The organism is Streptomyces sp. NPDC046122, assembly GCF_056429965.1.
Window position 1 is genome coordinate 1 of record NZ_JBWKLQ010000017.1, and the last position, 25,801, is coordinate 25,801.

A 25,801-nucleotide genomic window follows, 5' to 3' on the forward strand; every position below is an offset into this window, starting at 1 on the left:
TCGTGTTTCCGACTCTATCAGACGCTTTCGTGTCCGACTTCCTCGGCGCTTTCCAGTTCTTCGCTTTCGCGTTTCCCTTTCCGGCGGTTCCGACTCTATCAGATCCTTTCGGGCCTGACTCCCAGTCAGCGGGTTTCGCCTTTCCGGCTGTTGGGCCGTTCCGACGCCCTGAACTCTAGCGGATTTCCGGGGCGGCTCACAATCGAGCCTGTCGAATGAATTCCGGCATGCCGAAATTCTCTCCGAGTGGAGACCATGCAGAGTTTGGGTGTGCCGCGTTCGCGGCGAGTGGTTGTCGCAGAACCGTTCCGGCTCCGTGACAACTCGAAGAACCTTACGGATCGACGAGGGTCGTGTCAACCCCTGCCGTTCCCCCGTCAGTCGAGGTCCGTGAGGCGGCCGCCGGCGTCCGGCTGGGCGTCCTCGACCCGGCGCAGCAGCCGGATCAGCATCTCGCCGAGCGAGCCGCGTTCCTCGGAGGAGAGGTCCTGGAGCAGGTCCTCCTCGAAGCTCGACGCCATCCGCATCGCTTCGAGCCACTTGGCGCGGCCCTCGTCGGTGAGCTCCACGATCACGCGCACCCGGTTGCTCTCGTCGCGATCCCGGGTGACCAGGCCGTCCGCCGCCATCCGGTCGATGCGGTGGGTCATCGCGGCCGGCGTGAGGCCGAGGCGCTTCGCGAGCTCGCCGGGGCCCAGCCGGTAGGGGGCTCCTGAGACCACGAGGGTCTTCAGGACCTCCCACTCCGTGTTGCTGATGCCGAGGGCGGCGACCTGGCGCCCGTAGGCGACGTTCATACGGCGGTTCAGGCGGCCCAGGGCCGAGACGACCTTCTCCACCTGCGGGTCAAGGTCGCCGTACTCGCGCTGGTAGGCGGCGATCTGCTCGTCGAGGCTCGGCTCCTGGGGGCCGTGCGGGTCTGGGGTCTCAGGCATGCCGCGCAGTATGACACGGACTCGTTGGCCTTTAAGTCCTTCGATGTGTACTGTTGAGGTTCTAACTTTAGTTTTGAAGTCTTCAGGCTTCAGCTCTTCTCGTCGAAACCATGAGGCAGGTGAGTGTGACCAGGGCAATGGGCGCCGCGATGCGCCGGATCCAGATGGGGAACGCGCTGAGCGCGTTCGGCATCGGGTTCACCGTTCCGTATCTGTACGTGTACGTCGCCCAGGTGCGGGATCTGGGCGCGAGCACAGCAGGTGTGGTGCTCGCCGTCTTTGCTGTGGCCGCACTCCTCGTCCTGCCGTTCACCGGCCGTGTCATCGACCGGCGCGGCCCCGTGCCCGTAGTGGTCGTCGCCGCGGTCGTCGCCGCAGTCGGCGCTCTGTGCATGGGGCTCGCGGCCGACGTGCCGATGGTTCTGCTGTCCGCCGCCCTGCTCGGCGCGGGTACGGCGGTGGTGCAGCCGGCGCTCGCGACGATGATCGTCTGGTGCTCGACTCCCGCCACCCGTACGCGGGCGTTCGCCATGCAGTTCTTCCTGGCGAACCTGGGGCTCGGCATCGGCGGTCTCATCGGCGGCCAGCTCGTCGACGAGAGCCGGCCCGACAGCTTTTTGCTGCTCTTCAGCATCGAGGCCGTGATGTTCCTGGTGCTCGCCGGGATCGGTGCGAGCGTCCGGCTGCCGCGCGCCGCCGTCATCACCGGCGCGATGCCGCAGGACGACGCCGCGCCCAAGGGTGGGCTTCGGGCGCTGCTGAAGCACCGGGCGATGGTGCAGCTGTGCGGTCTCGGGTTCGTCCTCTTCTTCGCCTGCTACGGACAGTTCGAGTCGGGGCTCGCCGCGTACGGCACCGAGGCGGCGGGGATCCAGCCGTCGACGCTGGGCATCGCCCTGGCGGCCAACACGGCGGTCATCGTGGTCGCGCAGTTCGTGGTGCTGCGGCTGGTCGAGCGGCACCGGCGTTCGCGCGTCATCGCACTGGTCGGGCTGATCTGGACCGTCGCGTGGATCGTGGCGGGGTACGCCGGCCTCGGGCACGGCGGCCAGACGATGGCCACCGCCGCGTTCGTCTCGACGTACGCGCTCTTCGGGCTCGGTGAGGCGATGCTGTCGCCGACCGTCGCGCCACTGGTCGCCGATCTGGCGCCGGAGTCGATGGTCGGGCAGTACAACTCGGCGTTCGCGCTGGTCAAGCAGCTCGCGCTGGCCGTCGGGCCGGCGGTGGGCGGGCCGATGGGCGCGTCGCTGCACGCGCCCTACATCCTGACCTTTGTCGTCTTCTCGCTGGGCATCAGCGTGCTGGCCCTGCGGCTCGGCAAGCAGCTGACGCCGGCCCAGGACAGGCCGCTGCCGGTCAAGTCGCGGGTCGTGGCTACGGGCGTCCCGGCGAAGGACCTCGCCCCGGCGGGCTAGGCGCCGTACCGGGGGCGTCGGCCGTCAGCTGTTCGGCAGGGCGAATTCGCACCAGACCGCCTTGCCGCCGCCCGGCGTGCGGCGGCTGCCCCACGACGAGGCGATCGTCGCGACGATCGAGATGCCGCGTCCCGCCTCGTCGGCCGGTTCGGCGCGGCGGCGGCGCGGCAGGTGGTCGTCACCGTCCGTCACCTCGATGATCAGTCGCCGGTCGGTGCGGCGCAGGCGCAGGCGCATCGGGGGCGTGCCGTGCTGGAGGGAGTTGGCCACCAGCTCGCTGGCCGCCAGGACGCCCAGGTCGCACAGCTCCACCGGGAAGCGCCAGGAGGCCAGGACCCCCGTCGCGAAGGCGCGGGCCCTGGGCGCCGCCTCGACGCCGCCGAGCAGCTCCAGGGCGGCGTTGTGGAAGAGCTCGGCGTCGGCGCCGGTGCGGGTGGGGTGCTGGAGGACCAGTACCGCCACGTCGTCGTCGTGGTCGGCCGTGACGCCCAGCGCGCGGATCAGGCGGTCGCAGACGACCTGGGGCGTGCCGGTGGCACCGGACAGGGCGCGTTCGAGCGCGGCTACGCCCTCGTCGATGTCCTCCCGCCGGCGCTCGACGAGACCGTCCGTATAGAGAACGGCCGTGGAGCCCGGCGGGAGGGCGATCGTGCCCGAGGTGTGCATCCAGCCGCCGGTGCCGAGCGGGGGGCCCGTGTGGTCCTCGGCGCGGCGGACCGTGCCGTCCTCGTCGCGGACGAGGATCGGGAGGTGGCCCGCCGACGCGTAGACGAGGCGGCCCTCGTTGGGGTCGTGGACGGCGTAGGCGCAGGTGGCGATCTGGCTCGCGTCGATCTCGGCGGCGAGTCCGTCCAGCAGCTGGAGGACCTCGTGGGGCGGGAGGTCGAGGCGGGCGTACGCGCGGACCGCCGTGCGGAGCTGGCCCATCACGGCGGCGGCGCGCACCCCTCGGCCCATGACGTCGCCGATGACCAGGGCGGTGCGGCCGGCGCCGAGGGTGATGACGTCGTACCAGTCGCCGCCGACCGCCGCGTCCGTGCCGCCCGGCTGGTAGGTGGCGGCGATGCGCAGGTCGTCGGGCTGTTCCAACTCCTGCGGAAGGAGGGAGCGCTGGAGGGTGACGGCCGTCTCGCGCAGGCGGCGTTCGCTGGCGCGCAGGCGCTCGGCGGCTTCCGCGTGGTCGGTGACGTCGGCGGCGAAGACGAGCACGCCGCGCTCCGCGCCCTCGACCGGTGCCTCGATCGGCGTGCAGGTGATGGTGTACGAGCCGCCCTTGGGGACCTTGCGGGACTTGACCGTACGGGGCGTGCCGCTGCGCAGGACCTGGTCCATCAGCGGGAGCAGGCCCAGTTCGTCGAACTCCGGGAGGGCTACGGCGGCCGGGGCGCCGGGCTCGCGGGGGCCGAAGGCGGCGGCGTAGGCGTCGTTCACGTACGCGACGCGGTGGTCGGGGCCGTAGACCAGGGCGACGAGGGCGGGGAGCCGGCCGAGGATCTCGCAGACGGAGAGGTCGGTCAGCGGGCTCGGCGAGGGCGAGGAGGGCAGGGCGGCGTCGCCGGGCGCGTCCTGGGCGTCGGGCCCGTGCTCGGACGGCCGGCCGTACTCAACGCGGGCCGCCGGGACGGAGCCGCGGTCGCTCCGCGCTGCGGCGCGGCGCTGCGTTCCGGGGAGACGGGCGCTCCAGCGCGTGAAGTTCACTGACGTTCAGGCCTCATGGTGTCGCGTTGCGTTGTGTTGCGTCACTGACGCGGTGGTCGCTGACGGTTGCTGTGGTCGCTGCGTTTGCTGGGTTTGCTGTGGGGTGAGGGACTGCCGTGCCGTTACAGCGGGTGACTCTGATCGGGCGTGAGCCAGCCTATGGTCACACGTCCAGTGTGACCGACCGCACTGACAGTCGTCACTTGTTCTTGGGCGGCTTGCCCCCCGCGGCGAGTTCGAACTCGGCTCGTGGGTGCTCCAGGGAGCCGAGGGAGACGATCTCGCGTTTGAAGAGTCCGGCGAGTGTCCACTCGGCGAGGACGCGGGCCTTGCGGTTGAAGGTCGGCACCCGGCTGAGGTGGTACGTACGGTGCATCAGCCAGGCCGGATAGCCCTTGAGCTTGCGGCCGTAGACGTGCGCGACGCCCTTGTGGAGGCCGAGCGAGGCGACGGAACCGGCGTACTTGTGCTCGTAGTTCTTCAGCTGTTCGCCGCGCAGTGAGGCCAGGACGTTCTCCGCGAGGACCTTGGCCTGGCGTACGGCGTGCTGGGCGTTGGGCGCGCACTCCTTGTCCTTCTCCGGCGCGCTCAGGTCGGGCACGGCGGCGGCGTCGCCCGCGGTCCAGGCGTGGTCGGCGCCCTTGATCCTGAGGTGGGCGGTGGCGGCGAGGCGGCCGCGCCCGTTGAGCGGCAGGTCGCTCGCGGCGAGTACGGGGTGCGGTTTGACGCCCGCGGTCCAGACGAGGGTGCGGGTGGGGAAGCGGGATCCGTCGCTGAGGACGGCGACGCGGTCCGCGCAGGAGTCGAGCCGGGTGTCCAGGCGTACGTCGATGTTGCGCCTGCGCAGCTCGCGGATCGCGTACTTGCCCATCTCCTCGCCTACCTCGGGGAGGATGCGGCCCGTCGCCTCCACGAGGATCCACTTCATGTCCTCTGGCTTGACGTTGTGGTAGTAGCGGGCGGCGTAGCGGGCCATGTCCTCCAGCTCGCCGAGCGCCTCCACTCCGGCGTACCCGCCGCCGACGAAGACGAAGGTGAGGGCGGCGTCGCGGACGGCCGGGTCGCGCGTGGCGGACGCGATGTCCATCTGCTCGATGACGTGGTTGCGCAGGCCGATGGCCTCTTCGACGGTCTTGAAGCCGATGCCGTAGTCGGCGAGGCCGGGGATCGGGAGGGTGCGCGAGACGGAGCCCGGCGCGAGGACGAGTTCGTCGTACGTGATCTCGACGCCGCCGGTGCCCTCCTCCTCGGTGGCGAGGGTCGTGACGGTCGCGGTGCGCTTGGCGTGGTCGACGGATGTGGCCTCGCCGATGACGATCTTGCACTTGTCCAGGACGCGGCGGAGCGGGACCACGACGTGGCGCGGGGAGATGGAGCCGGCCGCCGCTTCGGGAAGGAACGGCTGATAGGTCATATAGGGATCAGGCGTCACCACAGTGACCTCGGCCTCGCCGCTTCTCAGCTTCCGCTGGAGGTGCAGCGCGGTGTACATCCCGACGTAGCCGCCGCCGACAACGAGAATGCGCGCAGGTTCTGTCACTGTCCCATGACGCAACGGCCGCCGGAGTTTGTCCACAGGCCCGGCAAATTGTGTGACCGGAGGCCACGCGTGCCGCAGGCCGGGCGAATTCGCGTTCGACCGGGAAGGTTTGCAGGTCAGCGGGTGGAAAGGACGCGCGGACAGGGGCCGAATCAGGAAGGTTCTGGTCGATACTCCGATCGGGCGGGCGCTCCGTGCGGAACTACCCCCTTCTGTATCTACGCGCGCTCAACTATGTTCGTATCTCGTCGGGGCGGCCAGGTCTGCGGTCCCGGCCGACTATCAGGGCGGGGAGTCTCCGGGGGGAGACATCATTACCGGGGGAACGCTGATGCACATTCAGGACTCTCATTGGCAGACGGCCGTCGCATCCGACGGCCACGGGCGTGCGGGGGCGGGAGGATCACGCTCCGCACCGCTGCGTGTGGACGCACAGCGCAATCTTGAGCACGTACTGCGAGCCGCTCGCGAGGTCTTCGGCGAGCTGGGCTACGGGGCGCCGATGGAGGACGTCGCGCGACGGGCCAGGGTCGGCGTCGGGACGGTGTACCGCCGGTTCCCGAGCAAGGACGTACTGGTGCGCCGCATAGCCGAGGAGGAGACCTCCCGGCTGACCGACCAGGCGCGTACGGCCCTCGGGCAGGAGGACGAGCCGTGGTCGGCCCTCTCCCGTTTCCTGCGGACGTCGGTGGCGTCCGGCGCGGGCCGGCTGCTGCCGCCGCAGGTGCTGCGGGTGGGTGTGGACGGCGGGGACGGCGGCGACGCCGTGGATGCCGGAGAACCGGCGTCGGCGCAGGCCGAGCTGCGGGTGCCGCAGCAGCGGCAGGCCGCGGCGGTGGCTTCCGGGTCTGCCCCGGTGTCCGCGGTGCCCGAGCTGCGGCTGGTCGAGCAGCGGCCTTCGGGCGCCGGGTCCCAAGACCCGGGGGCTGACGACGCGGGTGCGGCGGAGCTGCTGGAGGTCGTGGGACGGCTGGTGGACCGGGCCCGCGCGGCCGGTGAGCTGCGCGGCGATGTGACGGTCGCCGACGTCCTGCTGGTGATAGCCACGGCCGCGCCTTCGCTGCCGGACGCGGCGCAGCAAGCGGCGGCCTCGTCCCGGCTGCTGGACATCCTGCTGGAAGGGCTGCGGTCCAGGCCCGCGTGAGTTCCTGACAGGGACTCGGGCGGGGTTCGCCCGTCGGCCCGCTCGTTCGCCGGGTGGCGGACTGGCGGGCCTTCCGCTTTCCGGGGCGGGGCGCGAGCGTGGGCGCGAGCGAAATCCGCTGAGCCTTCCCCTTTCGGGTGAACAATAGTGCTCGTTTGCGGGAAAACTCCCCGGATGAGTGGTTGCCCGTTCGGAGCAACGGGACGCCGTTCGCGCTGTGGGACTCTTGGCCGGTATTTCCGGTCCGAGGGTGCTTACGGGGGCTTCCGCTATGGGTGTTGAGGGGCGGGACGAGCCGCTCGACCGTGTCGGCACGGAGCTCGACGGGCTGCCCGCGCGGCAGGTGCCGAGCCAGGCGCGGCCCCCCGGCCGGGCGGGCGGGTTCGGAGCCGGGGACGGGTCCGCGAACAACCGACCGGGCGGTCGTGCGGACAGTCGTGCCAACAGTCGATCGGACAGTCGTGCGGGTGGGGACCGGGACGGAGACGGTGAAGGCGGGACCGTGCTGCCGGGGCCGTGGCCGGCCGTGGAGGGCGACGAGGCGAGCGTCCCCACGCAGCGCGAGGGCAACACGAGCAGGGGCGGTGGCGCGGCGCCGACCTCGGACGCGACGCTGGTCGAGCGGATGCGCGGCGGCGACGACAGCGCGTACGAGGAACTGTTCCGGCGGCACTCGGACGCCGTCCGCCGGTACGCCCGTACCTGTTGCCGGGACGCCCACACCGCCGACGACCTGACGGCCGAGGTCTTCGCCCGCACCCTGCAGGCGGTGCGCGGGGGCGCGGGGCCCGCGCACGCCGTGCGGGCGTACCTGCTGACGACCGTGCGGCGGGTGGCGGCGGCGTGGACGAAGACCGCCAGGCGCGAGCACCTCGTCGAGGACTTCGCCGTCTTCGCGGCGCAGTCCGCCCGTTCGGTGGACGCGTCGGACGACGACACCCTGGAACTGGGCGCCGACGTACGGGCCATGCACGAGGCCGAGCGGACGCTGGCCGTGCGGGCGTTCCGCAGCCTGCCGGAGCGGTGGCAGGCCGTGCTGTGGCACACCACGGTCGAGGAGGAGTCGCCGAGCGAGGTCGCGCCGCTGTTCGGGCTGACGGCGAACGCCACGGCCGTGCTGGCGAGCCGGGCGCGGGAGGGGCTGAAGCAGGCGTATCTCCAGGCGCACGTGAGCAGCGCGCTGACGGCGGGCGGGGACTGTGCGCGGTACGCCGACCGGCTCGGCGCGTATGCCAGGGGCGGGCTGCGGACGCGGGCCGAGCGGGGGCTGCGCAAGCATCTGGAGGAGTGCGCGAAGTGCCGGGTGGCGGCCGGTGAGCTGAGCGATGTGAACGACGGGATTCCGGCGCTGCTGCCGGTCGCGGTCATCGGCTGGTTCGCCGCCGGGTACGCGGTCAAGGGCGCCGGGCTGGTGGCTGGTGGCGCGGCGGGGGCCGTGGGGGCGGCCGGAGCGGGGGCCGCCGCGGCGGCGGCCGGTGGTTCCGGCTCGGCGGGTGGAGCGGCCGGGGCGGCCGGGGCCGAGGCCGTGGGCGCCCCGGCCAAGGTGGCGATCGGTGCGGCGGTGGCTGCGGCGGTGACGGCCGGGGTGGTGTTCGCGCTCGCGGGGGAGGACGCGAAGCCCGAGGCGAAGCCGGTGGCCAAGCCGCCGGTGTCGCGGCCCGCAGGGCCGCAGCGGCCGAGTCCGCAGCCGCCCGCGCCTCCTGCCGCGCGGGCGGCGAAGCCACCGGTGGCGCCTCCGGAGCCGTCCCCGACGCCTACGCCTACGGAGCCGTCCCCGACGCCTACGCCGCCGTCGTCGTCCGCGCCCGCGCCCGCGCCGCCCGTGGCGGAGCCCGCGCCGAAGCCGAAGCCGACGCCGCCCGGGCCGAAGCCGCCGGTGCCGGATCCCGGGCCGACTCCGAAGCCGCCGCCCGAGCCGGTCGTCTATCAGGTGAACTCGCTGAGGTACGGCGCGTTCGGCGACCGCACCGAGCCCGAGGTGCGGGTGACCGGGAGCAGTTGGCTGTGGCAGCGCTACGGCATGTCGATCGGTGGCGTCCGGTACGGGAACGGCGTGACGACGCACGCGAAGTCGTCCGTGACCATCGACCTGAACCGCGCCTGCACCACCTACGAGGCGCTGGTCGGCATCGACGACATGACGATGGGGATGGGCGCGGCGCGCTTCTCGCTGTACGGGGACAGTGCGCTGCTTTGGCGGTCGGGGCTGGTGCGGGGCAACGACGGGGCGGTGGCGGTTCGGGCCGGCATCTCCGGGCGGGAGTCCATCCGGCTCGTGGTGGAACCGTCGCAGCCGCATGAGGCGATGGTCCTGGCGGACTGGGCGCAGTCGCGGATCAGCTGCGGGGGGTGAGGGCGGGGGTCGGGTCACGAGGCGGACTGGCCGCCGGCGCCGGCCGGGAGCGCCGGGGGCGGGCTGCTGAGCGGGGCTGCGTGCCTGCGCGGCGGGTGCGGGCACCTGGGAGCCGGGTGCGGGGTGCGGGGTGCGGTGCGCCGGGCGCCACTGTGCGGGGTGCGGGGTTGCCGCTGCGCGGGCTTTCCCCTACCCGCCCACCCGAACCGGGGCTCCGCCCCGGACCCCACTCCTCAAACGCCGGAAGGGCTGGAGGGGCCGAGGTTCAGAAGGGTTGGAGTAGCTCAGGGTTCAGACGGACTGGAGCAGCCCGGGGTTCGCAGGGGTGGGTCGGCGCCGGGCAGCGGCGGCATTGGCCGTTGCGGGCTGCGGTGTTCAGAGTGCTCGGCGGGGTGGGACACCGCCCGCCACCGCGCGCTGGCGGGGGGCCGCGGTGCCGGTCCAGCAGGTACCGCGGCGGGAGATCAGGCGGCGTAGCCACAGCTCCGTGGAGACCAGGTCGGCGAGGCCGTCCAGGGGGACCGGTTCGCCCTCGGCGGCCGCGCGCAGGGCCTTGCGTACGACGCGCGCCTCGATCAGGCCCGCGTCGGCCAGCAGCGGTGCGTCGAAAAGCGCGATGAGGTCGCCGATCGCGGCGCGCAGGCCGGTGCGGGCGGCCGCCGCCGACGAGGGGTGGGACGTGGCGCCCCAGCCCGGCGGCAGGTCCTTGATGCCGGCCCCGGCCAGGACGGCGCGCAGGACCGCCGCCCGGGCGCCGGGCTGGACCCGAAGGGCTTCGGGGAGCGTACGGGCGGCCCGTACGACCTGGTTGTCGAGGAAGGGCGCGTGCAGGCGCTGGCTGCGGACCTCGGCCGCCTGTTCGAAAACCCGGTGGTCGGCCGCCGCCCGGGCGAGGGCGGCCCGGGCACGGGCCTCGCCCGGGCGCTGGACCGACGAGGGGCGGGTGACCGATGCCTGGAGGCGAACCGATACTTCAGCCAGCGCCTCCCCCGTCAGCCAGCGCGCCGCGGGACCGGGCCGGGTCCAGGAGAGGGCCGCGAGCGAGGCGTCGAGGGCGGAACCCGGCGTGTTGCCCGCGCGCCGGGCGCCGGGCTCGTCGAAGCGGCGGTCCATGAGACGGGCCGCCGCCTCCTCGATGCCCGAGCGGTACGGCGTACGGGCGAGGCGGCGTGCGGCGCGGTAGACGGTCAGCGGTACGAACAGGGAGTGGGCGGACGGCCCTTCGACCTTGGCGAGGGCGGCGACCGGACGCAGCAGGTCGCGGCGTCTGCGGTCCATCAACAGGTCGGCCAGCCGCGCCGGATGGGCGTCCAGGACCTGGCGCGCGCCGTGCCCCGTGAAGTGGTCGGCGCTGCCCGCGACGAGCCGGCGGCGGTGGCGCTCGGCGGTGACCAGGGACGGTCCGGGTTCGTCGGTGAGCGGGCCGCTGCCGAGGTCGGCGTACGGCAGGGCTTCCGCCCCGGCGGTTACGACGACGTGGTGCAGCCGGGGGTTGGCGGCGATCGCGCCGGCCCGCTGCAACTCCGCCTCACCGCCCGGGCCTTCGGCGGTCAGGTCGTTGAAGGTGACGGCGAGCAGCCGCTCGCCGGCGCCCGTGCCGTGGCCCAGGACCGTACCGGGCAGCCCGGGCAGACCCGCCGCGAGGAGGGCCAGCGTCGCGGACGCGCTGCCGCCCGACAGGTCGGCGCCGATGCCGGGGACGGGCGCGCCCCGTGCGGCCCGGCGGTCGGCGGGGCCCATGCCGGGGACGGGCCCCGGGTCGGGCGGCGCGGTCTCGGGGGCGTGGCGCGGTGCGGTGAGTCTGGCCCGTACCGCGTCGACCAGCGCGTCGCGCACCCCGTCGACGGCTCGTTCCGCGTCGAGTTGGGGGGCGGCCACGGCGAGGGAGGCGACCGGTTCGTATCCGGTGATCTCCCGGGAGCCCTCGCGCAGCACGAGCGCGTGGCCAGGCGGGATCCGCCGTACTCCGGCGTACGGGGTGCCGTCGCGCAATGCCTCGGGCACGTCGGGGCAGGCGAGCAGCGCCGCGAGGTGGCCGATGTCGAGCTGTGCCTCGATGAGGTCGGCGAGCGGGAGCGCGGCGGTGGCGTACGCGGTGCCATTGGCCCAGGGCGTGTAGAAGACGGGGCGGGCTCCTGCCAGGTCACCGACCACGGTGACCCGGCGGCCGACCTGGACGACGGCGGTGTAGCTGCCGGACCACGCGGTCAGATGCCGCAGTGCGCCGCCGCGCGCCGCGAAGAGACCGACGCGCAGTTGTTCGTCGGAGGCGCCGCAGCAGCCGAGGACGGCGATGCGGGTGAACGGGTCGACGCTGAGGGTGCGGACTTCGTCGGGGCGCCAGTCGCCGACGGCCCACAGGGGGTCGGGGTCGCCCCACAGGAGCTGGGAGCCGACGGGATGCACGGTGAGGGGTTCGTTGTCGGAGGAGTCAGAGGAGGCGGAGGGGCCGGAGGAGGGGTGGGCGGCGCCGGCCGTGCCGACCGCTCCCACCGTCCCGAAGCTGGCGGCGACACTGCTCCACCCCACCAACCACCGCATCGCGCCTCCACAGGCTGTGGACAACCAAACGCACGTACCGAAGCGGCATCGACGAATTCGAGAAGCGGCTTCGGGACCATGCTGCCACGACAACGGCATGCGGGAGGGCCTGTGGGCGGCGTACGGGCGAGTCAATGCGCCCGCCGTGCACAGGACTTCGGCCGGTTTGGGCGACAGGCGCCATTCAGCCATTCTGCGGGCGCGGCGGTACCGAGGGGCGCCGCGGGGGAACGCACAGTCCGGGAGGCGCTGTTCGCCTCCCGGACCGGTCCGCCGCCCGCGGGGATGAAGGCGGCGGTGTCCCCCAGCCCACTGGATCCAGTGCAGCGGGCCGACCCACGCGACTCCCATGGAACGGCCCGGGGCGTCGGCCCGACGAGAGCGCAGGGCGGGCGCACGGCCACACGCACGGAGCACGGGTCGGCGCGGGCGCTCGTGTAACTACACGAATCTCGCCATACGGACCACTGCCCCTTAACGGTCGGGAGGCGGAGAACTACGCTGGGTTTACTGATGTTCTGAGCGGGCCGCATATTCCCGCTGGGCCGGCCGCGTGGTTGTGCGGGCGGAACGGCCGGCCATGTCCCGCCGGACGGCTGTCTGTGTCGAGGGGTGGCGCATGTCCAGGGAGCAACGCGGGCCGAACGACAAGCTCGGCACGGTTCTCGCCCTCGCGGGAATCAGCAATGCCGGCCTGGCGAGGCGGGTCAACGATCTGGGGTCGCAACGCGGCCTCACACTTCGCTACGACAAGACGTCGGTGGCCCGGTGGGTGTCGAAGGGCATGGTGCCGCAGGGCGCCGCGCCCCACCTCATCGCCGCCGCCATCGGCGCCAAGCTGGGCCGCCCGGTGCCGCTGCACGAGATCGGGCTCGCGGACGCAGATCCGGCGCCGGAGGTCGGCCTGGCCTTCCCGCGCGACGTGTCGGCGGCTGTCCGCTCGGCGACCGAGCTGTACCGGCTGGATCTGGCCGGCCGCCGGGCGGGCAGCGGCGGCATCTGGCAGTCCCTGGCCGGGTCCTTCGCGGTCAGCGCGTACGCGACACCCGCCTCCCGGTGGCTGATAACACCGGCCGATTCCTCGGTGGCGCGGGATTCCGCGGCCGAGGAGTCCGCGGCCGACGCGACGCCGCTGCGGGTGGGGCACACCGACGTCGCCAAGCTGCGGGAGGCGGCGGAGGACGCGCGGCGCTGGGACTCCAAGTACGGCGGCGGGGACTGGCGTTCGTCGATGGTGCCGGAGTGCTTACGGGTTGACGCGGCGCCGCTGCTGCTCGGCTCGTACAGCGACGACGTCGGCCGCTCGCTCTTCGGCGCGACGTCCGAACTCACCCGCCTGGCCGGGTGGATGGCCTTCGACACCGGGCAGCAGGAGGCCGCCCAGCGCTACTACATCCAGGCGCTGCGGCTGGCGCGCGCGGCGGCCGACGTGCCGCTCGGCGGGTACATCCTGGCGTCGATGTCGCTCCAGGCGACCTATCGCGGGTTCGCCGACGAGGGGGTCGACCTGGCGCAGGCGGCGCTGGAGCGGAACCGGGGGCTCGCCACGGCGCGCACCATGAGCTTCTTCCGGCTGGTGGAGGCGCGGGCGCACGCGAAGGCGGGCGACGCCCAGGCCGCGGGAGGAGCGCTCAAGGCGGCGGAGGGCTGGCTGGAGCGGGCGCGCGAGGGCGACGCCGACCCGTCCTGGCTGGGTTTCTACTCGTACGACCGGTTCGCGGCCGACGCGGCGGAGTGCTACCGCGACCTGAAGGCGCCGCGTCAGGTGCGGCGGTTCACGGAGCAGGCGCTGTCACGGCCGACCGAGGAGTTCGTACGCTCCCACGGTCTGCGCCTGGTGGTCTCGGCGGTGGCGGAGCTGGAGTCCGGGAACCTGGACGCGGCGTGTGCGGCGGGGACGCGGGCGGTGGAGGTCGCGGGGCGGATCTCCTCGGCGCGGACGACCGAGTACGTCCGGGACCTGCTGCACCGGCTGGAGCCGTACGGCGACGAGCCGCGGGTCGCGGAGCTGCGGGAGCGGGCGCGGCCGCTGCTGGTGGCTCCGGCGTAGGGGCCGCGGGTCCGGCTCGGGGCCTCCGCCCGGTGGTTTGAAGGCGTTGTCAGTGGGTCAGTGCATCATCGGGAGTCCGGGGAGGCTTTCCCGGGGCACGGATCCGGACATGGCCGCGGTGGGAGGTGAGCGATGCCGTACGACCGCTATGACCGTTTCGACTGCGATGTGCTGGTGATCGGTGCGGGGATCGTCGGCCTCTCGGCGGCGTACGCCGTCACGCGCGCCGCGCCCGGCACCCGCGTGACGGTGCTGGAGAAGGAGCGGGCCCCGGCCCTGCACCAGACCGGGCGCAACAGCGGCGTGATACACAGCGGCATCTACTACCGGCCCGGCTCCCTCAAGGCGCGGTACGCGGTGCGGGGCGCGGCCGAGATGGTCAAGTTCTGCGCGGAGCACGGAATCGCGCACGAGGTCACGGGCAAGCTGATCGTCGCGACGGAGCGGGAGGAGCTGCCCCGGCTGCACGCGCTGGTGCAGCGCGGGCGTGAGAACGGCATTCCGGTGCGGGAACTGGGCGCCGCGCAGATAGCGGAGTACGAGCCGGACGTGCGGGGCCTGGCCGCGATCCACGTGGCGACGACCGGCGTGTGCGACTACGGGGCGGTCGCGGGGCAGCTGGCGGAGAGCCTCGCCGCGTCGGGCGCGGACATCCGGTACGGCGCGGAGCTGGCCGTGATCGACCGGCGGCCCTGGGGCGTCGCGGTGCGTACGGCGGACGGGGCGGTGGTGCGGGCGCGGGTCCTGGTGAACTGCGCGGGGCTGCACTGCGACCGCGTGGCGCGGCTGGCGGGCGACGACCCGGGCATGCGGATCGTCCCCTTCCGGGGGGAGTACTTCGACCTCGCGCGCCCGGAGCTGGTGCGCGGCCTGGTCTATCCGGTGCCGGACCCGGCGTTCCCCTTCCTCGGTGTGCACCTGACCCGGGGGATCGACGGCGGCGTGCACGTGGGGCCGAACGCGGTGCCGGCGCTCGCGCGGGAGGGATACGCCTGGTCGGCGGTCCGGCCGCGCGAGCTGGCCGGAACCCTCGCGTGGCCGGGCTCTTGGCGGATAGCCCGGCGGCACTGGCGGTACGGGGCCGGGGAGCTGCACCGCTCGCTGTCGAAGCGCGCGTTCGCCGACGCGGTGCGCCGGCTGCTGCCGGACGTCCGGGAGGCGGACCTGCGGCCGGCTCCCGCGGGGGTGCGGGCGCAGGCGGTGCTGCGGGACGGGACCCTGGTCGACGACTTCCTGATCAAGGAGGCGCCCCGCACGATCCACGTCCTGAACGCCCCGTCCCCGGCGGCCACGGCCTCGCTGCCGATCGGAAGACAGGTGGCGCGGCGGGCGCTGAAGGTGCTGGGGGCGGTGAAGGGGTAGCGGCCGGACCGTCCACAGCATCGCCGCCGGACCGGCCGGCCGACTCGTCGCTGCACACCCGTCGAGCCGCGCCGTAGAATCGGGGCATTGTGTCTGAGTCCTCCCGCGTGCACCCCGACGCCCCCCACGTCTCCCCCTTCCACCGAGCCAAGGGCGAGCCCCGCTTTCCCGGCGGCCCCGCCCCCGACCCCGCCGGTTCGCACCACGAGCGGCGGATCCGCAGCTTCCAGCCGCGGCGCAGCCGGGTGACCACGGGCCAGGCCGAGGCGCTGGAGCGGCTGTGGCCCCAGTGGGGTCTGGACATCGACGGCAAGCGCGTCCTGGACCTCGACGAGCTCTTCGGCGGCCGCGGCCTGCCCGTCGTGCTGGAGATCGGGTTCGGGATGGGCGAGGCCACCGCGCAGATGGCCGCCGAGGACCCGGCCACCGGCGTCCTCGCCGTCGACGTGCACACACCCGGCCAGGGCAACCTCCTCGGTCTCGCCGAGCGCGCCGGCCTCACCAACGTCCGCGTCGCCAACGGCGACGCGATCATCCTGCTCCGCGAGATGCTGCCGCCCGCCTCCCTGGCCGGCCTGCGCGTGTACTTCCCCGACCCCTGGCCGAAGAAGCGGCACCACAAGCGGCGCCTCATCCAGCCGGAGTTCCTGGACCTCGTCGCGCCCCGCCTCGCCCCCGGCGCGATCGTGCACTGCGCGACCGACTGGGAGCCGTACGCCGAGCAGATGCTGGAGGTGCTGACCGCGCACCCCGACTTCGAGAACACCGTTGCCGACGGCGGCTACGCGCCCAGGCCCGCGTTCCGGCCGCTCACCCGCTTCGAGGGGCAGGGCCTCGACAAGGGGCATGTCGTGAACGATCTGCTCTTCCGCCGCCGCTGACCGAACAGCCGAGCACCAGCCGGCGGACGGACAAGCGGCCGGAAAGCGGCCCGACCGGCAGACCCCCAAGCCCCGGCCCACGACCAGAGGCCCCATCGCCAGTGTCAGTGGCCCTCGTTAGGGTCGACGGGTGTACGAGAGCGCTCCGCACCTCCGGCAGCACCCGGCGGTCCCGGACTGCGAGCAGCAGCCGCGGTTCACCGCCGTACCGCCGCCTGCCCACTGGCGCTACCGGCCGCGCCGGGCCTGGTGGCGCACCAGGGCGGTGCGCGCGGGCGCGGTGATCACGGCGCTGGCGCTCTGCGCCCTGGTGATCCTCGCGATCGTCCGCGACCAGACCGGCACGCACGGCTTCCTGGTCGGTCTGGGACTCGCCGTGCTGCCGGTGCCGTTGCTGGCGTCGGCGTTCCGCTGGCTGGACCGGGTGGAGCCCGAACCCTGGCGGAACCTCCTCTTCGCCTTCGCCTGGGGCGCGTTCGCGGCCGCGCTCGTCGCGATCATCGCGAACAGCTTCGCGACCCGCTGGATAGCCACGGCCACCGCCGATCCGGCGGGGGCCGAATCCCTCGGCGCCACGGTGATAGCACCGGTCGTCGAGGAGAGCGCGAAGGCGGCGGCCGTGCTGCTGATCTTCGTCTTCCGCAGACGGGACTTCACCGGGGTCGTCGACGGGGTGGTGGTCGCCGGGTTCACGGCGACCGGGTTCGCCTTCACCGAGAACATCCTCTACCTCGGCAACGCCTTCGGGGAGGACCAGCAGGCCGGCGCCTCCGGCCTCGCGTCGGTGACCGCGGCGACCTTCTTCGTGCGCATAGTGATGTCGCCGTTCGCGCATCCCCTGTTCACGGTGCTGACGGGCATCGGCTTCGGCCTCGCCGCCCTCGCTCCCACGCGCCGGGGGCGCTGGCGGCGGGTCGCGCCTCCCCTCCTCGGCCTGGCGTGCGCGATGGGGATGCACGCCCTGTGGAACGGCTCGGCGGCCTTCGGGGAGTACGGCTTCTACGCGGTGTACGGCGCTTTCATGGTCCCCGCCTTCGCCCTGCTGACCTGGCTGGTGGTGTGGACGCGCCAGCGCGAGCTGCGCACGATAGCCGCCGAGCTGCCCGCGTACGCCGCCGCCGGCTGGCTGCTGCCCGCCGAGCCGCTCGCCCTCTCGTCGATGCGGGCGCGGGCACTGGCGCGCGGCGCGGCGGCGCGTACGCACGGAAGCGGTGCGGCGGGGCGGACCGGAGGCCGCGCCGCCGCCCGCGCCGTGGCGGAGTACGAAGCGTCCGCCACGTCGCTGGCGTTCCTCCGCCACCGCGCCCACCGGGGTGCGCTGGGCGCGGACTTCCCGGCCCGCGAGCAGGAGCTGCTGCACCACCTGTGGCAGCGCCGGGAGGTGGCCGGTCCGGCCCTGGAGTACGCGGCGCGGGCCACCGGCCGGGTGCGGACCCCGCCGCCGTGGCAGCCGTACGGGTACGGGTACGGCCCGCCGCCGCACCAGGACTACGCCGCGTACAACCCGTACCGGCAGGGGTAGCCGAGCGTCCTCGGCAAAACGCGCGCACAGACCGGCAGCCCTGGGCGCGGGGGGCGTGCGTCAGGGCTGCCGGGGAACGGGGCGGTGCTGCGGGGGCGTCCGGTGGGGAGCCCACAGGACGCCCCGGCGACGTGCGGTGCGGGAGGCGGGAGCCGTCAGACCGTGAGGCCCTTGCCGCGCAGCCACGCTGCCGGGTCGACGCCGGCGCCGTCCGGGGTGTGCACTTCGAGGTGCAGGTGCGGGCCGGTCACGTTGCCGGTGGCGCCCACGCGGCCGATGACCTCGCCCGTACCGACGTCGCCGGAGGTGACGGTCATCGAGGAGAGGTGGCAGTACCAGATCTCCGTACCGTCCTCGAGCTCCAGGACGATGCGGTAGCCGTACGAGCCCGACCAGCCGGCGGACTTGATCGTGCCGCCGTGCACGGCCTTGACCGGCGTGCCCGTCGGGGCGGCGAAGTCGAGGCCGGTGTGCTGGCCGGAGGACCACATGGAGCCGGACTGGCCGTAGGTCGAGGTGAGCGTGTACGACGAGGTCGGCAGCGAGTAGCTGGCGGCCAGCTTGGCGAGCCGCTCCGCCTCGGCCTTGCGCGCGGCCTCTTCCTCCGCCTCGCGCTTCTTCTCCGCGGCCTCGCGCTTCTCCTCGGCCGCCTCGGCCTCCGCCGCGCCCTGCTGCTTCTTCGCCTCGGCCGCGGCCTTCTCGGCGGCCTCCTTCTCGGCGGCCTCCTTCGCCTCGGCGTCGGCGGCGGCCTGCTGCTGCTCGGCCTGCTGGAGGATGCGGGCGCGCAGGGCCTCGCCCGCGTCGGTGGTGCCCTGCTGCGCATCGGCGGTGGTGACGCCCGCGGTCGTCAGCGGGGCGGCGGCCACGACTGCTTCGTTCGCCGCGCCCGCGTCAGGTTCGGCGTCGTCGGACATGAAAGCGCCGACACCGGGTAGTTGGTCTGCGTCGGGAAGCGAGTCCGCTATCGCGTCGGGAAGGGAGATCGATATGGCCGGCTTGTCCTGGGCCGTGGCGATGCCACCCGCGCCGACAGCGGCGATGACGCCGACGCCGAGGACGGTGGAGCTGCGGCCGAGACCGCCGCGCTGCTTGGCGACCCGGTGACGGCCGCGTACGGGGCGGACGGATTCCTCGGTCGGATTCCATTCCTCCCAGGTCCCCTCCCCGCCGATGTGGTCACCGGTGCCGGGGGCCGCCCCGTAAGGGGGCATGGCGGTGTGGGGGGCAGGGCTGCTGGACGCCACGTGGGCGTGCTCCTTTCCTTCCTTCTCGCCTACCGGGTTAGCTGACGGGTTCGGAGCAGGAAGGTCTCCTACGGGCCTCTCCGTGGGTACGGAGCGGCCCGATTCACCCCAAGGAACGTGGTTCCCCGGTTCCCTTGCGGGATTCGGCGCGTGCGCACGGTGCCGTCTCTTGCGACGACTGGGACGACCGCGCTGCGTTATCGAACGTTAATAGACACCAGCTCCGGTTTCCAAGCTGTTCCAACTGATCGTTAAGGGCCTCGGCCTGAACCAATCAGGACACAAACCCCCACAGACGGACGAGTTGACCGCCACTCAGAAAACATCCGTCGCATGACGGTTCGTCAATTGTTATGCGGAGGGGCATCCCACGGCTACGCAGCGTCGCGAGCGTTCCCCGGCGGCTAACTTCGGCACATGGTTGTCAACAGCACGCAGTCCGTGGCCGCCCGCTACCGCGAGTTCTCCGAGCAGCAGGCGCACGGCGTCTCGCCCCTGTACGCCGAACTCACCGCCCGCGTCAGCGAGGACCAGGACCTCTGCGCCCTCGTCGCCGCCCTCCCGCCCGGCAACAAGCAGCAGCCCAACCTCCTCCTGGCCGCCGTCCGGTACCTCGGCGGCCCGTACGAGGACTGGGCGTCCTTCCGCGCCTGGACCCTGGCCCACTGGGACGCCGTGCGCGAGGTCGTGCTCGCCCGGTTCACGCAGACCAACGAGCCCGCCCGCTGCGCCACCCTGCTGCCCCTCCTCGCCGCCCTCCCCCAGCCCCTCGCCCTCATCGAGGTCGGCGCCTCGGCCGGCCTGTGCCTCCACCCCGACCGCTACGCCTACCGCTACGACGACGGCCCCGTCCTGGGCGCGTCCCCCGCCACCTTCGGCTGCCGTACGGAGGGCCCCGTCCCCCTGCCCGAAGCGCTCCCGGACGTCGCGTGGCGCGCCGGCATCGACCTCAACCCGCTCGACGCCACCGCCGAGGACGACATCCGCTGGCTCCAGTCACTGATCTGGCCCGGCCGCGCCGAGCGCCCCCGTCAGCAGCTCGCCGCCATCGAGGCCGTGCGTACGGCTCCCAGGCCCCGCATCGTCCGCGGCGACCTGGTCGACGCACTCCCCGCGCTGGCCGCCGAGGCCCCCTCGGACGCCACGCTGGTCGTCTTCCACACCGCCGTGCTCACCTACCTGCCGCTCGCCCGCCGCGAGGAGTTCGCCGCGCTCGTCCGTGAACTGCCCGGCCACTGGATCTCCAACGAGCACCACACCGTGCTGCCCTGGCTGGACGCCCCCGCCCCCGACGACGAGCACCTGCTCACCCTGGCCCTCGACGAGCGGGCGGTCGCCTTCACGGCGCCGCACGGTCAGAGCCTGCACTGGTTCGGCCGTCCGGCGGCTCCGGACGCCTGACCACCCTCACGGTCCTGCGGCGGTCCTGCTGCCCCTCGGCGGGCCTGCCGACGGCGAGCAGCGCCATGTCGTCCGTGGCCGCCCCCGCCGTGTGCAGCCGTACGTCGGCGACGAGCGCGTCCAGCAGCTCGTCCGGGCCGGGGAAGATCCGGCCGCGCAGCCGGGCCGCGGGGTCGTAGAAGACGCCGTCGGCGTTCCGCGCCTCGGACAGGCCGTCCGTGTAGAGCAGCAGGGTGGCGCCGGGCGGGAACGGGCACCCCTGCGCCCGGTCCGGCCACGCGCCCAGGTCGCCCATGCCCAGCGGCAGCGCGGCCTCGGCCGGGGCGATCTCCGCGAGATCCCCGTCGGCGTACAGCAGAAGCGGATCCGGGTGGCCCCGGTTGAGCAGCCGCACGACGCCCTCGTCGCGCGGGATCTCCGCCAGTACCGCCGTCGTGAAGCCCTCGAAGGCGTCGAGCCCGTCGCGCCGCGCCCCCTCCCGGGTGAGCGCCCGCTCCAGGCGCTGCGCGACGTCCTCCAGGGTGCTCTCCTGCTCGGCGGCCTCCCGGAAGGCGCCGACGACGACGGCCACCGCCTCGACCGCTCCGAGCCCTTTGCCGCGTACGTCGCCGACGATCAGCCGCACGCCGGACGGCGTGTCCTGGACGGCGAAGAGGTCCCCGCCGATGAAGGCGTCCGCCTGGGCGGCCTCGTACCGCGCCGCGATGTGCAGTCCGGCGATCCGGTCGGCCGGTACGGGGAGCACCGCGCGCTGCGCCGCCTCCGCGATGGTGCGGACGGAGGCGAGCTGCCGGCCGCTGCGGCGTACGACGCGGTTGATGACCAGCGCGAGGACGGCGACGGTCACCACGGTGATCAGCTCGGTCACGGACTCCACGTGCGTCGAGGTGCCGTCGTGCAGGTGCAGCCCCACCACGGCGGCGGTCGCGGCGCCACCGGTCACCAGGGTGTTGCGGAGCGAGAAGAGCGGCGCCGCGATCAGCGGGGCGGCCGCGAAGAGCGGCGAGGCGGTGAAGTTCGGCGGCGTGGTGAGGTCGAAGGCGCAGCCGCCGGCGATCAGCAGCACGGGCAGCGCGCGGACGAACCGCGAGGCGACCCTGTCCCCGCCGGGTCCGGCGACCGCCGCGCCCTTCTTCCCCACCGTGGTCTCCTCGCCGCGCACCCGGCTGCGGAGGGTACCGCGCCCTGCCCAGGCTGGCCGCCGCCGCACCGGGCGGCCATCGGGGGCGGCCGAACGGGGGACGGGTGGGGGCGCGGCCGCCCCCGGACACGACGAAGGCCCGGATCTCTTCCGAGATCCGGGCCTTCGTCTTCTTCTTCAGTAGCGGGGACAGGATTTGAACCTGCGACCTCTGGGTTATGAGCCCAGCGAGCTACCGAGCTGCTCCACCCCGCGTCGTTGAACACAACTGTACGCCATGGGGAGACCGCCCAGGACCACGCGCCCGACGCTCACCCGCCGCCGGTCCGGCCGACGGGCGGCGCACGCCGCCCGGCCCGCTCAACCCGCCCGCCCCGGAGCGCCGTTACTCGGCGATCTCCGTGCGCTCCCACCACTCGTAGACCGTCACGCGTCCCTGATCGGTCTCCTGGTGCCGCGACGTGACCTTGAAGTGCTCGTAGCCGCCGCGGTGCGGGATCTTCAGCTCTTGTCCGGGTGGCGTGATCGGCACGATCCGGTCCCGCAGATCGTCCGGCCCGCCTTCGAGGAGCGCCTTTTCCGTCATGCCCACCAGTGTTCCCACGCTTCCCCGCGCGCGCATGTCGGAGCACCCGCCCGGGAACGCGCCGCGCCCCGCCCGATCAAGTCGGGCGGGGCGCTGACGTGCGGGTCGACCGGGATGCCCCGGACGCCTCGGGCGGTAGGCCGTGTGGGACTCGAACCCACAACCAACGGATTAAAAGTCCGCTGCTCTGCCAATTGAGCTAACGGCCCTCGGCGAATCACCCCCGAGCATAGCCGCAGCGGGCCGGGTAACCGATCGGGTATCGGCTACCCGGCCCGTCGCGGTGGGGCGGAGCTCTAGAACAGCCCCTTGTAGCCCTGCCATCCGGTGGCGATCCGCGTGCGGCCGCCGAAGGACCCGCGGCCGTTCCCGTAGTTGCGGAAGAGGTTTCCGGCGGAGTCCCGCACGACGATGTCGGCCTTGCCGTCGCCGCTCACGTCACCGACGCCGACGAGGGCGTTGTAGGACCGCCCCCAGTCCTTGAAGACCTGCACGCGGCCCTTGAACCCGCCGTCGCCGGTCCCTTCGTAGCGCCAGAGGCCACCGGACCTGTCGTGCGCGAGCAGATCCGCCCGGCCGTCCCCGGAGATGTCGCCGACGCCGGCGATCCGCCCGTACGTCTTCCAGTTCGAACCGGCCTTCACCTTGGCCGCGAACCTGCCGCCCGCCGCACCGGCGAAGAAGTACATGTCGCCGGTCGACGCCTGACGGGCGACCAGGTCGGGGCGGCGGTCGCCGTTCATGTCGCCGGGCGAGGTCAGCACGTCGTACTGGCCCCAGCCGGTCCCCAGTGAGCTGGACGCCGTCGAAGGCGTCAGTGCCTTCCCGCAGCCGGGCTTGTACGCGCGCAGCTCGCCGGAGGGCTGCCGCACCAGCACGTCGTTGCACCGGTCGCCGTTCACGTCGCCGAACGGCACCGCGTACGCCGACGTCGGCCAGCCACTGCCCGACGTCTTGCCGGAGAAGGTCCCCTTGCCGGTGCCGTGCTGGAAGGTGAGGCTGCCGGAGGAGTTCAGCGTCAGCAGGTCCCCGACGGCGTCGCCGGCGACGAAGTCGTGGCGCACGGGCGAGGCGCCCCGCAGCGCGACCGTCCCCGTCCGCTGAAGCGCGGGCCCGTTGCCGTCGGCGGGCGCGGCGGACAGCGTCCAGGCGTACGTGCCGTTCGGGAAGGGCACATCGCCCTGCGCGCCGGGCACCATGCCGTGCCAGTGCGCGTCGAGCCGCTCGCGCGCGGCCCCGCCGCGTACCGTGTCGACGACCTTGCCCGTGCCCCTGTCGCGCAGCGTCAGCGTCCAGGACGCGGCCGGCTTGGACAGCGGCGCGGTGGTGACGGTCTGCGGAACGGCGTCGAAGGTGCGCGCCGTGACCTTCGTGCTGTCGACCGGGGCCCCGGCCGTGGTCAAGCGCTGCCCGAGGACTCCGGACGGCACCAGGTGCACCTGCTCGTCGCCGTCCACGTAGGCGGCGTTGCCGCCGAAGCGGTCGACGGTCCACCGCACATGCCGCTGCGAGACGCCCGTGTCGGGCAGGTCGCCGACCGTACGGCTGCGGGCCTCACCCGTGTCCACCGCGGTGAGGACGAGCTTCCCGGCGGCCTTGTCGTGCGTGACGAGCCATCCGTCACCGAGCAGCGCCTCACCCGAAGGCACGCCCACCGACTTCTTCTCCGTACGGTCGTACACCCCGGCGGGACCGCCCGAGGGGCAGCTCCAGTACACCCAGCGCCCGACCGCCTGAAGCTCCTCGGGCACACAGCCCGCGCCGGTGTCCGCCGTCTCTACGGTCGTCCCGGCGGCGAGGTCCCGCGCGGTGACCACGCCTTTCGCCGCGCCCGGGGTCCACAGCCGCCCCGCCCAGACGGCGGCGGCGCCGGGGGCGCGCTGCAGGAGTGCCTTTCCGTCGGAGAGGCGGTGGACGGTCTGCTTTCCCGCCGCTTCGGAGGTGTGGATCAGGTGGTCCGGGGTGACGGAGGTGATCTCGCCGCCCTCGGGGACCGCCAGCGTGCCGCCGCCGTCGGCGTTCGCGCCCTGGATTCGTACGAGATCCCGTTCCTCCGAGTCCCGGTCCAGCCACGCGAACCGTCCGTCGCCTACACCGTGGAAGGCGCCGCAGACCGGCTCGTCGTCCGCGCACCACGGCAGGCTCGTGCCGCCCGAAGTGAGCGGCGCGCGCTCGCCGTACGCCGGCGTGCCGGTGGCACTCAGCGTGCGCCGGTAGCCGCGCCGCACGCCCGCGTCGTCGTCCGCGAAGGCCAGCCGCCCGTGGGCGAGCGACAGCCCTTCCACGGCGGCGGGCACCGGGTCCAGCTTCTTCACGGTCGTCACCCGGGGGCTGCCGTCCGGCCCCGCGGTGATGCGGCGTATGCCCCAGTCGTCGGCCGTGTGGCCGCCGATCGCCACGGCTGTCGCGCCCGGCCCTGCCAGCACGCTCCGGGTGCTGTCGCGCAGCAGTGTGACCGGCGTCCCTCCCGTGAGCGGCACGGCCTGAACCGCCGAAGAGCGCGGCACGTACACGAGCCAGTCCCCGACCACCGCCCACCCGTGCAGGGGGTTGGACGGCTCCGCCCCCGGTCGCAGCGGCGTCGGGGTGGTCGAAAGGTCGTCACGGGGGACGGACAGCCAGGTGTGTTCGGTCGAGCTGTACAGCACGAGCCGGTCAGGAGTCAGTCGAAGGTGCATGGTCGTGCCGTGCAGCGGAGCGGTGACTCCGCTCACCACGCCGGTGGCCTTGTCGATCACGATCGCGCGGCCGGTGCCCCCGATCTCGGCCATGACCACGATGGAGGTGTCGTCACCGGTCCTGGGCGCGATGAGCGTCGCGCCCTCGGGGATTCCGGTCACCGGCACGTCACGGGTGCCGCCCTCGGCGGTCGGCGACAGTAGGTGGAGCGTCACGGTGTTCGTGCCGTCACCGTTCGGAACCCGCTCCGCGGTCAGGGCGGTGGAGCCGTACGTGACCCCGTAGGTCTGGCCCTCGGGGACGGTGATCGTCCGTTCGGAACCGTCGGCCGCGTCACGCAGCTCGACGCTGCGCCCGTCGGGGTGGGCGAGTACGTCGCTCCCCGTGGCCTGGGCGTTGCCGCCGTTCCGCGCGGGGCCGACAGGGAAGGTCCTGCCGTCCTCGAAGCGTGTCCAGAGCTTGCCGCTCAGTCCCTCCTCGGTGTGGAAGACGCCCTTGTGCCCGGTGCCGTCAGCACCGCGGGAGGTGATCCCCACCTGGAGGTCCGCGCGCCGGACGGTGTCGCGCGACTCCGCCGGAATCACGACCTCTTGAGCCTCTGGGACGCCACCGTCCGCCGCCGCGAGGTGCGGCGGCACGAGTACGGCGGTGAGCCCGATTCCCATGGCTGCGGCGATCGTGCCGCGCACAAGGGCATGACGTGTCACTCGGTTCCCTCCCCGGGAGCCAGAAGAAAGGCACGGGGAGGCGACGGCGGCTGCGTGTCGCGCGCGTCATCGGCGAATCGGATCGAGCCACGCCCCCCGGCAGTGCCCCCCATGCAAGTGCGCGGAGCGTAACAGCAGTTACGTGTGTGACGAAAGGGAAAAGAAAAGCGGGCCCGTTCGTGAAGAACGGGCCCGCTTCGCAGGTCGGCGGTCACGCCGACCGGTTGATCAGGTGATCAGCTGCGCTTCCAGCGCGGCTTGTCGTCGCGGCGGCCGAAGGAGCCGGTCGCCGTGCCGGTGCCGCGGTGGTCGTCGCGACGGCCCTGCGGGCGGTCGTGGCCGGTGCGGAAGCCGCCGCCGGCCGGACGGTCGTCACGACGGTCGCGGTTGAACGGACGGTCGGCGCCGCCGGAGCGGAAGCCGCCACCGGTGGCCGGACGGTCGTCACGGCGCTGGAAGCCGCCACGGTCGCCGCCACCGCGGTTGTCGTCACGACGGTCGTTGTCACGGCGGAAGCCACCGCCACGGTTGTCGTCACGACGCTCGAACGGACGGCCACCACGGTCGCCACCCGCCGGACGGTCGTCACGACGCTGGTA

At 73.3% G+C, this 25,801-nt stretch carries 16 protein-coding genes, 2 tRNA genes, 1 pseudogene and 1 riboswitch; of the genes and pseudogenes, 8 read left to right on the forward strand and 11 right to left on the reverse strand.

The window, feature by feature from the left end; all coding sequences use genetic code 11:
• Positions 1-377: 377 nt before the first annotated feature.
• Positions 378-935, reverse strand: a complete 558-nt coding sequence (locus AC07FK_RS29985) for a MarR family winged helix-turn-helix transcriptional regulator (protein ID WP_479108084.1) — start codon at positions 933-935, stop codon at positions 378-380.
• A gap of 137 nt (positions 936-1,072) precedes the next feature.
• Here AC07FK_RS29985 and AC07FK_RS29990 point away from each other — a divergent pair, with 137 nt between their 5' ends.
• Positions 1,073-2,353: an MFS transporter gene (locus AC07FK_RS29990; protein ID WP_479108183.1), complete on the forward strand. Its 1,281-nt coding sequence runs from the start codon at positions 1,073-1,075 to the stop codon at positions 2,351-2,353.
• A gap of 24 nt (positions 2,354-2,377) precedes the next feature.
• Here AC07FK_RS29990 and AC07FK_RS29995 read toward each other — a convergent pair whose 3' ends face one another.
• Together AC07FK_RS29995 and AC07FK_RS30000 are read right to left on the reverse strand one after the other, a co-directional pair.
• Positions 2,378-4,051 (reverse strand): ATP-binding SpoIIE family protein phosphatase, encoded by a 1,674-nt coding sequence (locus AC07FK_RS29995; protein ID WP_479108085.1) that lies wholly within the window; start codon positions 4,049-4,051, stop codon positions 2,378-2,380.
• Between the two features lie 199 nt (positions 4,052-4,250).
• Positions 4,251-5,591 (reverse strand): NAD(P)/FAD-dependent oxidoreductase, encoded by a 1,341-nt coding sequence (locus AC07FK_RS30000; RefSeq protein ID WP_479108086.1) that lies wholly within the window; start codon positions 5,589-5,591, stop codon positions 4,251-4,253.
• Positions 5,592-5,922: 331 nt separating this feature from the next.
• Here AC07FK_RS30000 and AC07FK_RS30005 point away from each other — a divergent pair, with 331 nt between their 5' ends.
• Both AC07FK_RS30005 and AC07FK_RS30010 read left to right on the forward strand, forming a co-directional pair.
• Positions 5,923-6,735, forward strand: a complete 813-nt coding sequence (locus AC07FK_RS30005; RefSeq protein WP_479108087.1) for a TetR/AcrR family transcriptional regulator — start codon at positions 5,923-5,925, stop codon at positions 6,733-6,735.
• 271 nt (positions 6,736-7,006) lie between these two features.
• On the forward strand, positions 7,007-9,088 hold the full coding sequence (locus AC07FK_RS30010; RefSeq protein WP_479108088.1) for a sigma-70 family RNA polymerase sigma factor: 2,082 nt from the start codon (positions 7,007-7,009) through the stop codon (positions 9,086-9,088).
• Between the two features lie 375 nt (positions 9,089-9,463).
• Here the strand turns inward: AC07FK_RS30010 and AC07FK_RS30015 are convergent, their stop codons facing one another.
• A complete protein-coding gene (locus AC07FK_RS30015; protein WP_479108089.1) occupies positions 9,464-11,629 on the reverse strand; it encodes an asparagine synthase-related protein in 2,166 nt (721 codons plus the stop codon).
• 619 nt (positions 11,630-12,248) lie between these two features.
• Between AC07FK_RS30015 and AC07FK_RS30020 the strand changes: the two genes are divergently transcribed.
• From AC07FK_RS30020 to AC07FK_RS30035, 4 genes are all read left to right on the forward strand, one after another.
• Positions 12,249-13,679: an MFS transporter gene (locus AC07FK_RS30020; RefSeq protein WP_479108090.1), complete on the forward strand. Its 1,431-nt coding sequence runs from the start codon at positions 12,249-12,251 to the stop codon at positions 13,677-13,679.
• Between the two features lie 132 nt (positions 13,680-13,811).
• Entirely contained in the window at positions 13,812-15,041 is a 1,230-nt protein-coding gene (lhgO, locus tag AC07FK_RS30025) for an L-2-hydroxyglutarate oxidase (RefSeq protein WP_479108091.1), read from the forward strand.
• 89 nt (positions 15,042-15,130) lie between these two features.
• Positions 15,131-15,922, forward strand: a complete 792-nt coding sequence (gene trmB / locus AC07FK_RS30030; RefSeq protein ID WP_479108092.1) for a tRNA (guanosine(46)-N7)-methyltransferase TrmB — start codon at positions 15,131-15,133, stop codon at positions 15,920-15,922.
• A 130-nt stretch (positions 15,923-16,052) separates the two neighbouring features.
• Positions 16,053-17,444 carry a PrsW family intramembrane metalloprotease gene (locus AC07FK_RS30035; RefSeq protein ID WP_479108093.1) on the forward strand — a complete coding sequence of 464 codons (1,392 nt, stop codon included), beginning with the start codon at positions 16,053-16,055 and terminating at the stop codon, positions 17,442-17,444.
• Positions 17,445-17,599: 155 nt separating this feature from the next.
• On the opposite strand, the gene AC07FK_RS30040 is transcribed toward AC07FK_RS30035, so the two are convergent.
• A complete protein-coding gene (locus AC07FK_RS30040; protein WP_479108094.1) occupies positions 17,600-18,688 on the reverse strand; it encodes a M23 family metallopeptidase in 1,089 nt (362 codons plus the stop codon).
• 11 nt (positions 18,689-18,699) lie between these two features.
• A riboswitch (cyclic di-AMP (ydaO/yuaA leader) is annotated at positions 18,700-18,847 on the reverse strand.
• Positions 18,848-19,105: 258 nt separating this feature from the next.
• Between AC07FK_RS30040 and AC07FK_RS30045 the strand changes: the two genes are divergently transcribed.
• Positions 19,106-20,089 (forward strand): DUF2332 domain-containing protein, encoded by a 984-nt coding sequence (locus tag AC07FK_RS30045; RefSeq protein ID WP_479108095.1) that lies wholly within the window; start codon positions 19,106-19,108, stop codon positions 20,087-20,089.
• On the opposite strand, the gene AC07FK_RS30050 is transcribed toward AC07FK_RS30045, so the two are convergent.
• The 6 genes and pseudogenes from AC07FK_RS30050 to AC07FK_RS30075 all read right to left on the reverse strand — a co-directional run.
• Positions 20,028-21,251: a PP2C family protein-serine/threonine phosphatase gene (locus AC07FK_RS30050; protein WP_479108096.1), complete on the reverse strand. Its 1,224-nt coding sequence runs from the start codon at positions 21,249-21,251 to the stop codon at positions 20,028-20,030. The two genes, AC07FK_RS30045 and AC07FK_RS30050, sit on opposite strands and share 62 nt — an antisense overlap.
• Before the next feature lie 160 nt (positions 21,252-21,411).
• Positions 21,412-21,485: transfer RNA gene (locus tag AC07FK_RS30055), tRNA-Met, on the reverse strand.
• Positions 21,486-21,615: 130 nt separating this feature from the next.
• A complete protein-coding gene (locus AC07FK_RS30060) occupies positions 21,616-21,816 on the reverse strand; it encodes a DUF5988 family protein (RefSeq protein WP_453402034.1) in 201 nt (66 codons plus the stop codon).
• Positions 21,817-21,952: 136 nt separating this feature from the next.
• Positions 21,953-22,025 (reverse strand) — tRNA-Lys (locus tag AC07FK_RS30065).
• Positions 22,026-22,112: 87 nt separating this feature from the next.
• Positions 22,113-25,202 (reverse strand): FG-GAP repeat domain-containing protein, encoded by a 3,090-nt coding sequence (locus AC07FK_RS30070; protein WP_479108097.1) that lies wholly within the window; start codon positions 25,200-25,202, stop codon positions 22,113-22,115.
• Positions 25,203-25,438: 236 nt separating this feature from the next.
• Positions 25,439-25,801, reverse strand: a pseudogene (locus tag AC07FK_RS30075) (DEAD/DEAH box helicase); the annotation flags it as partial.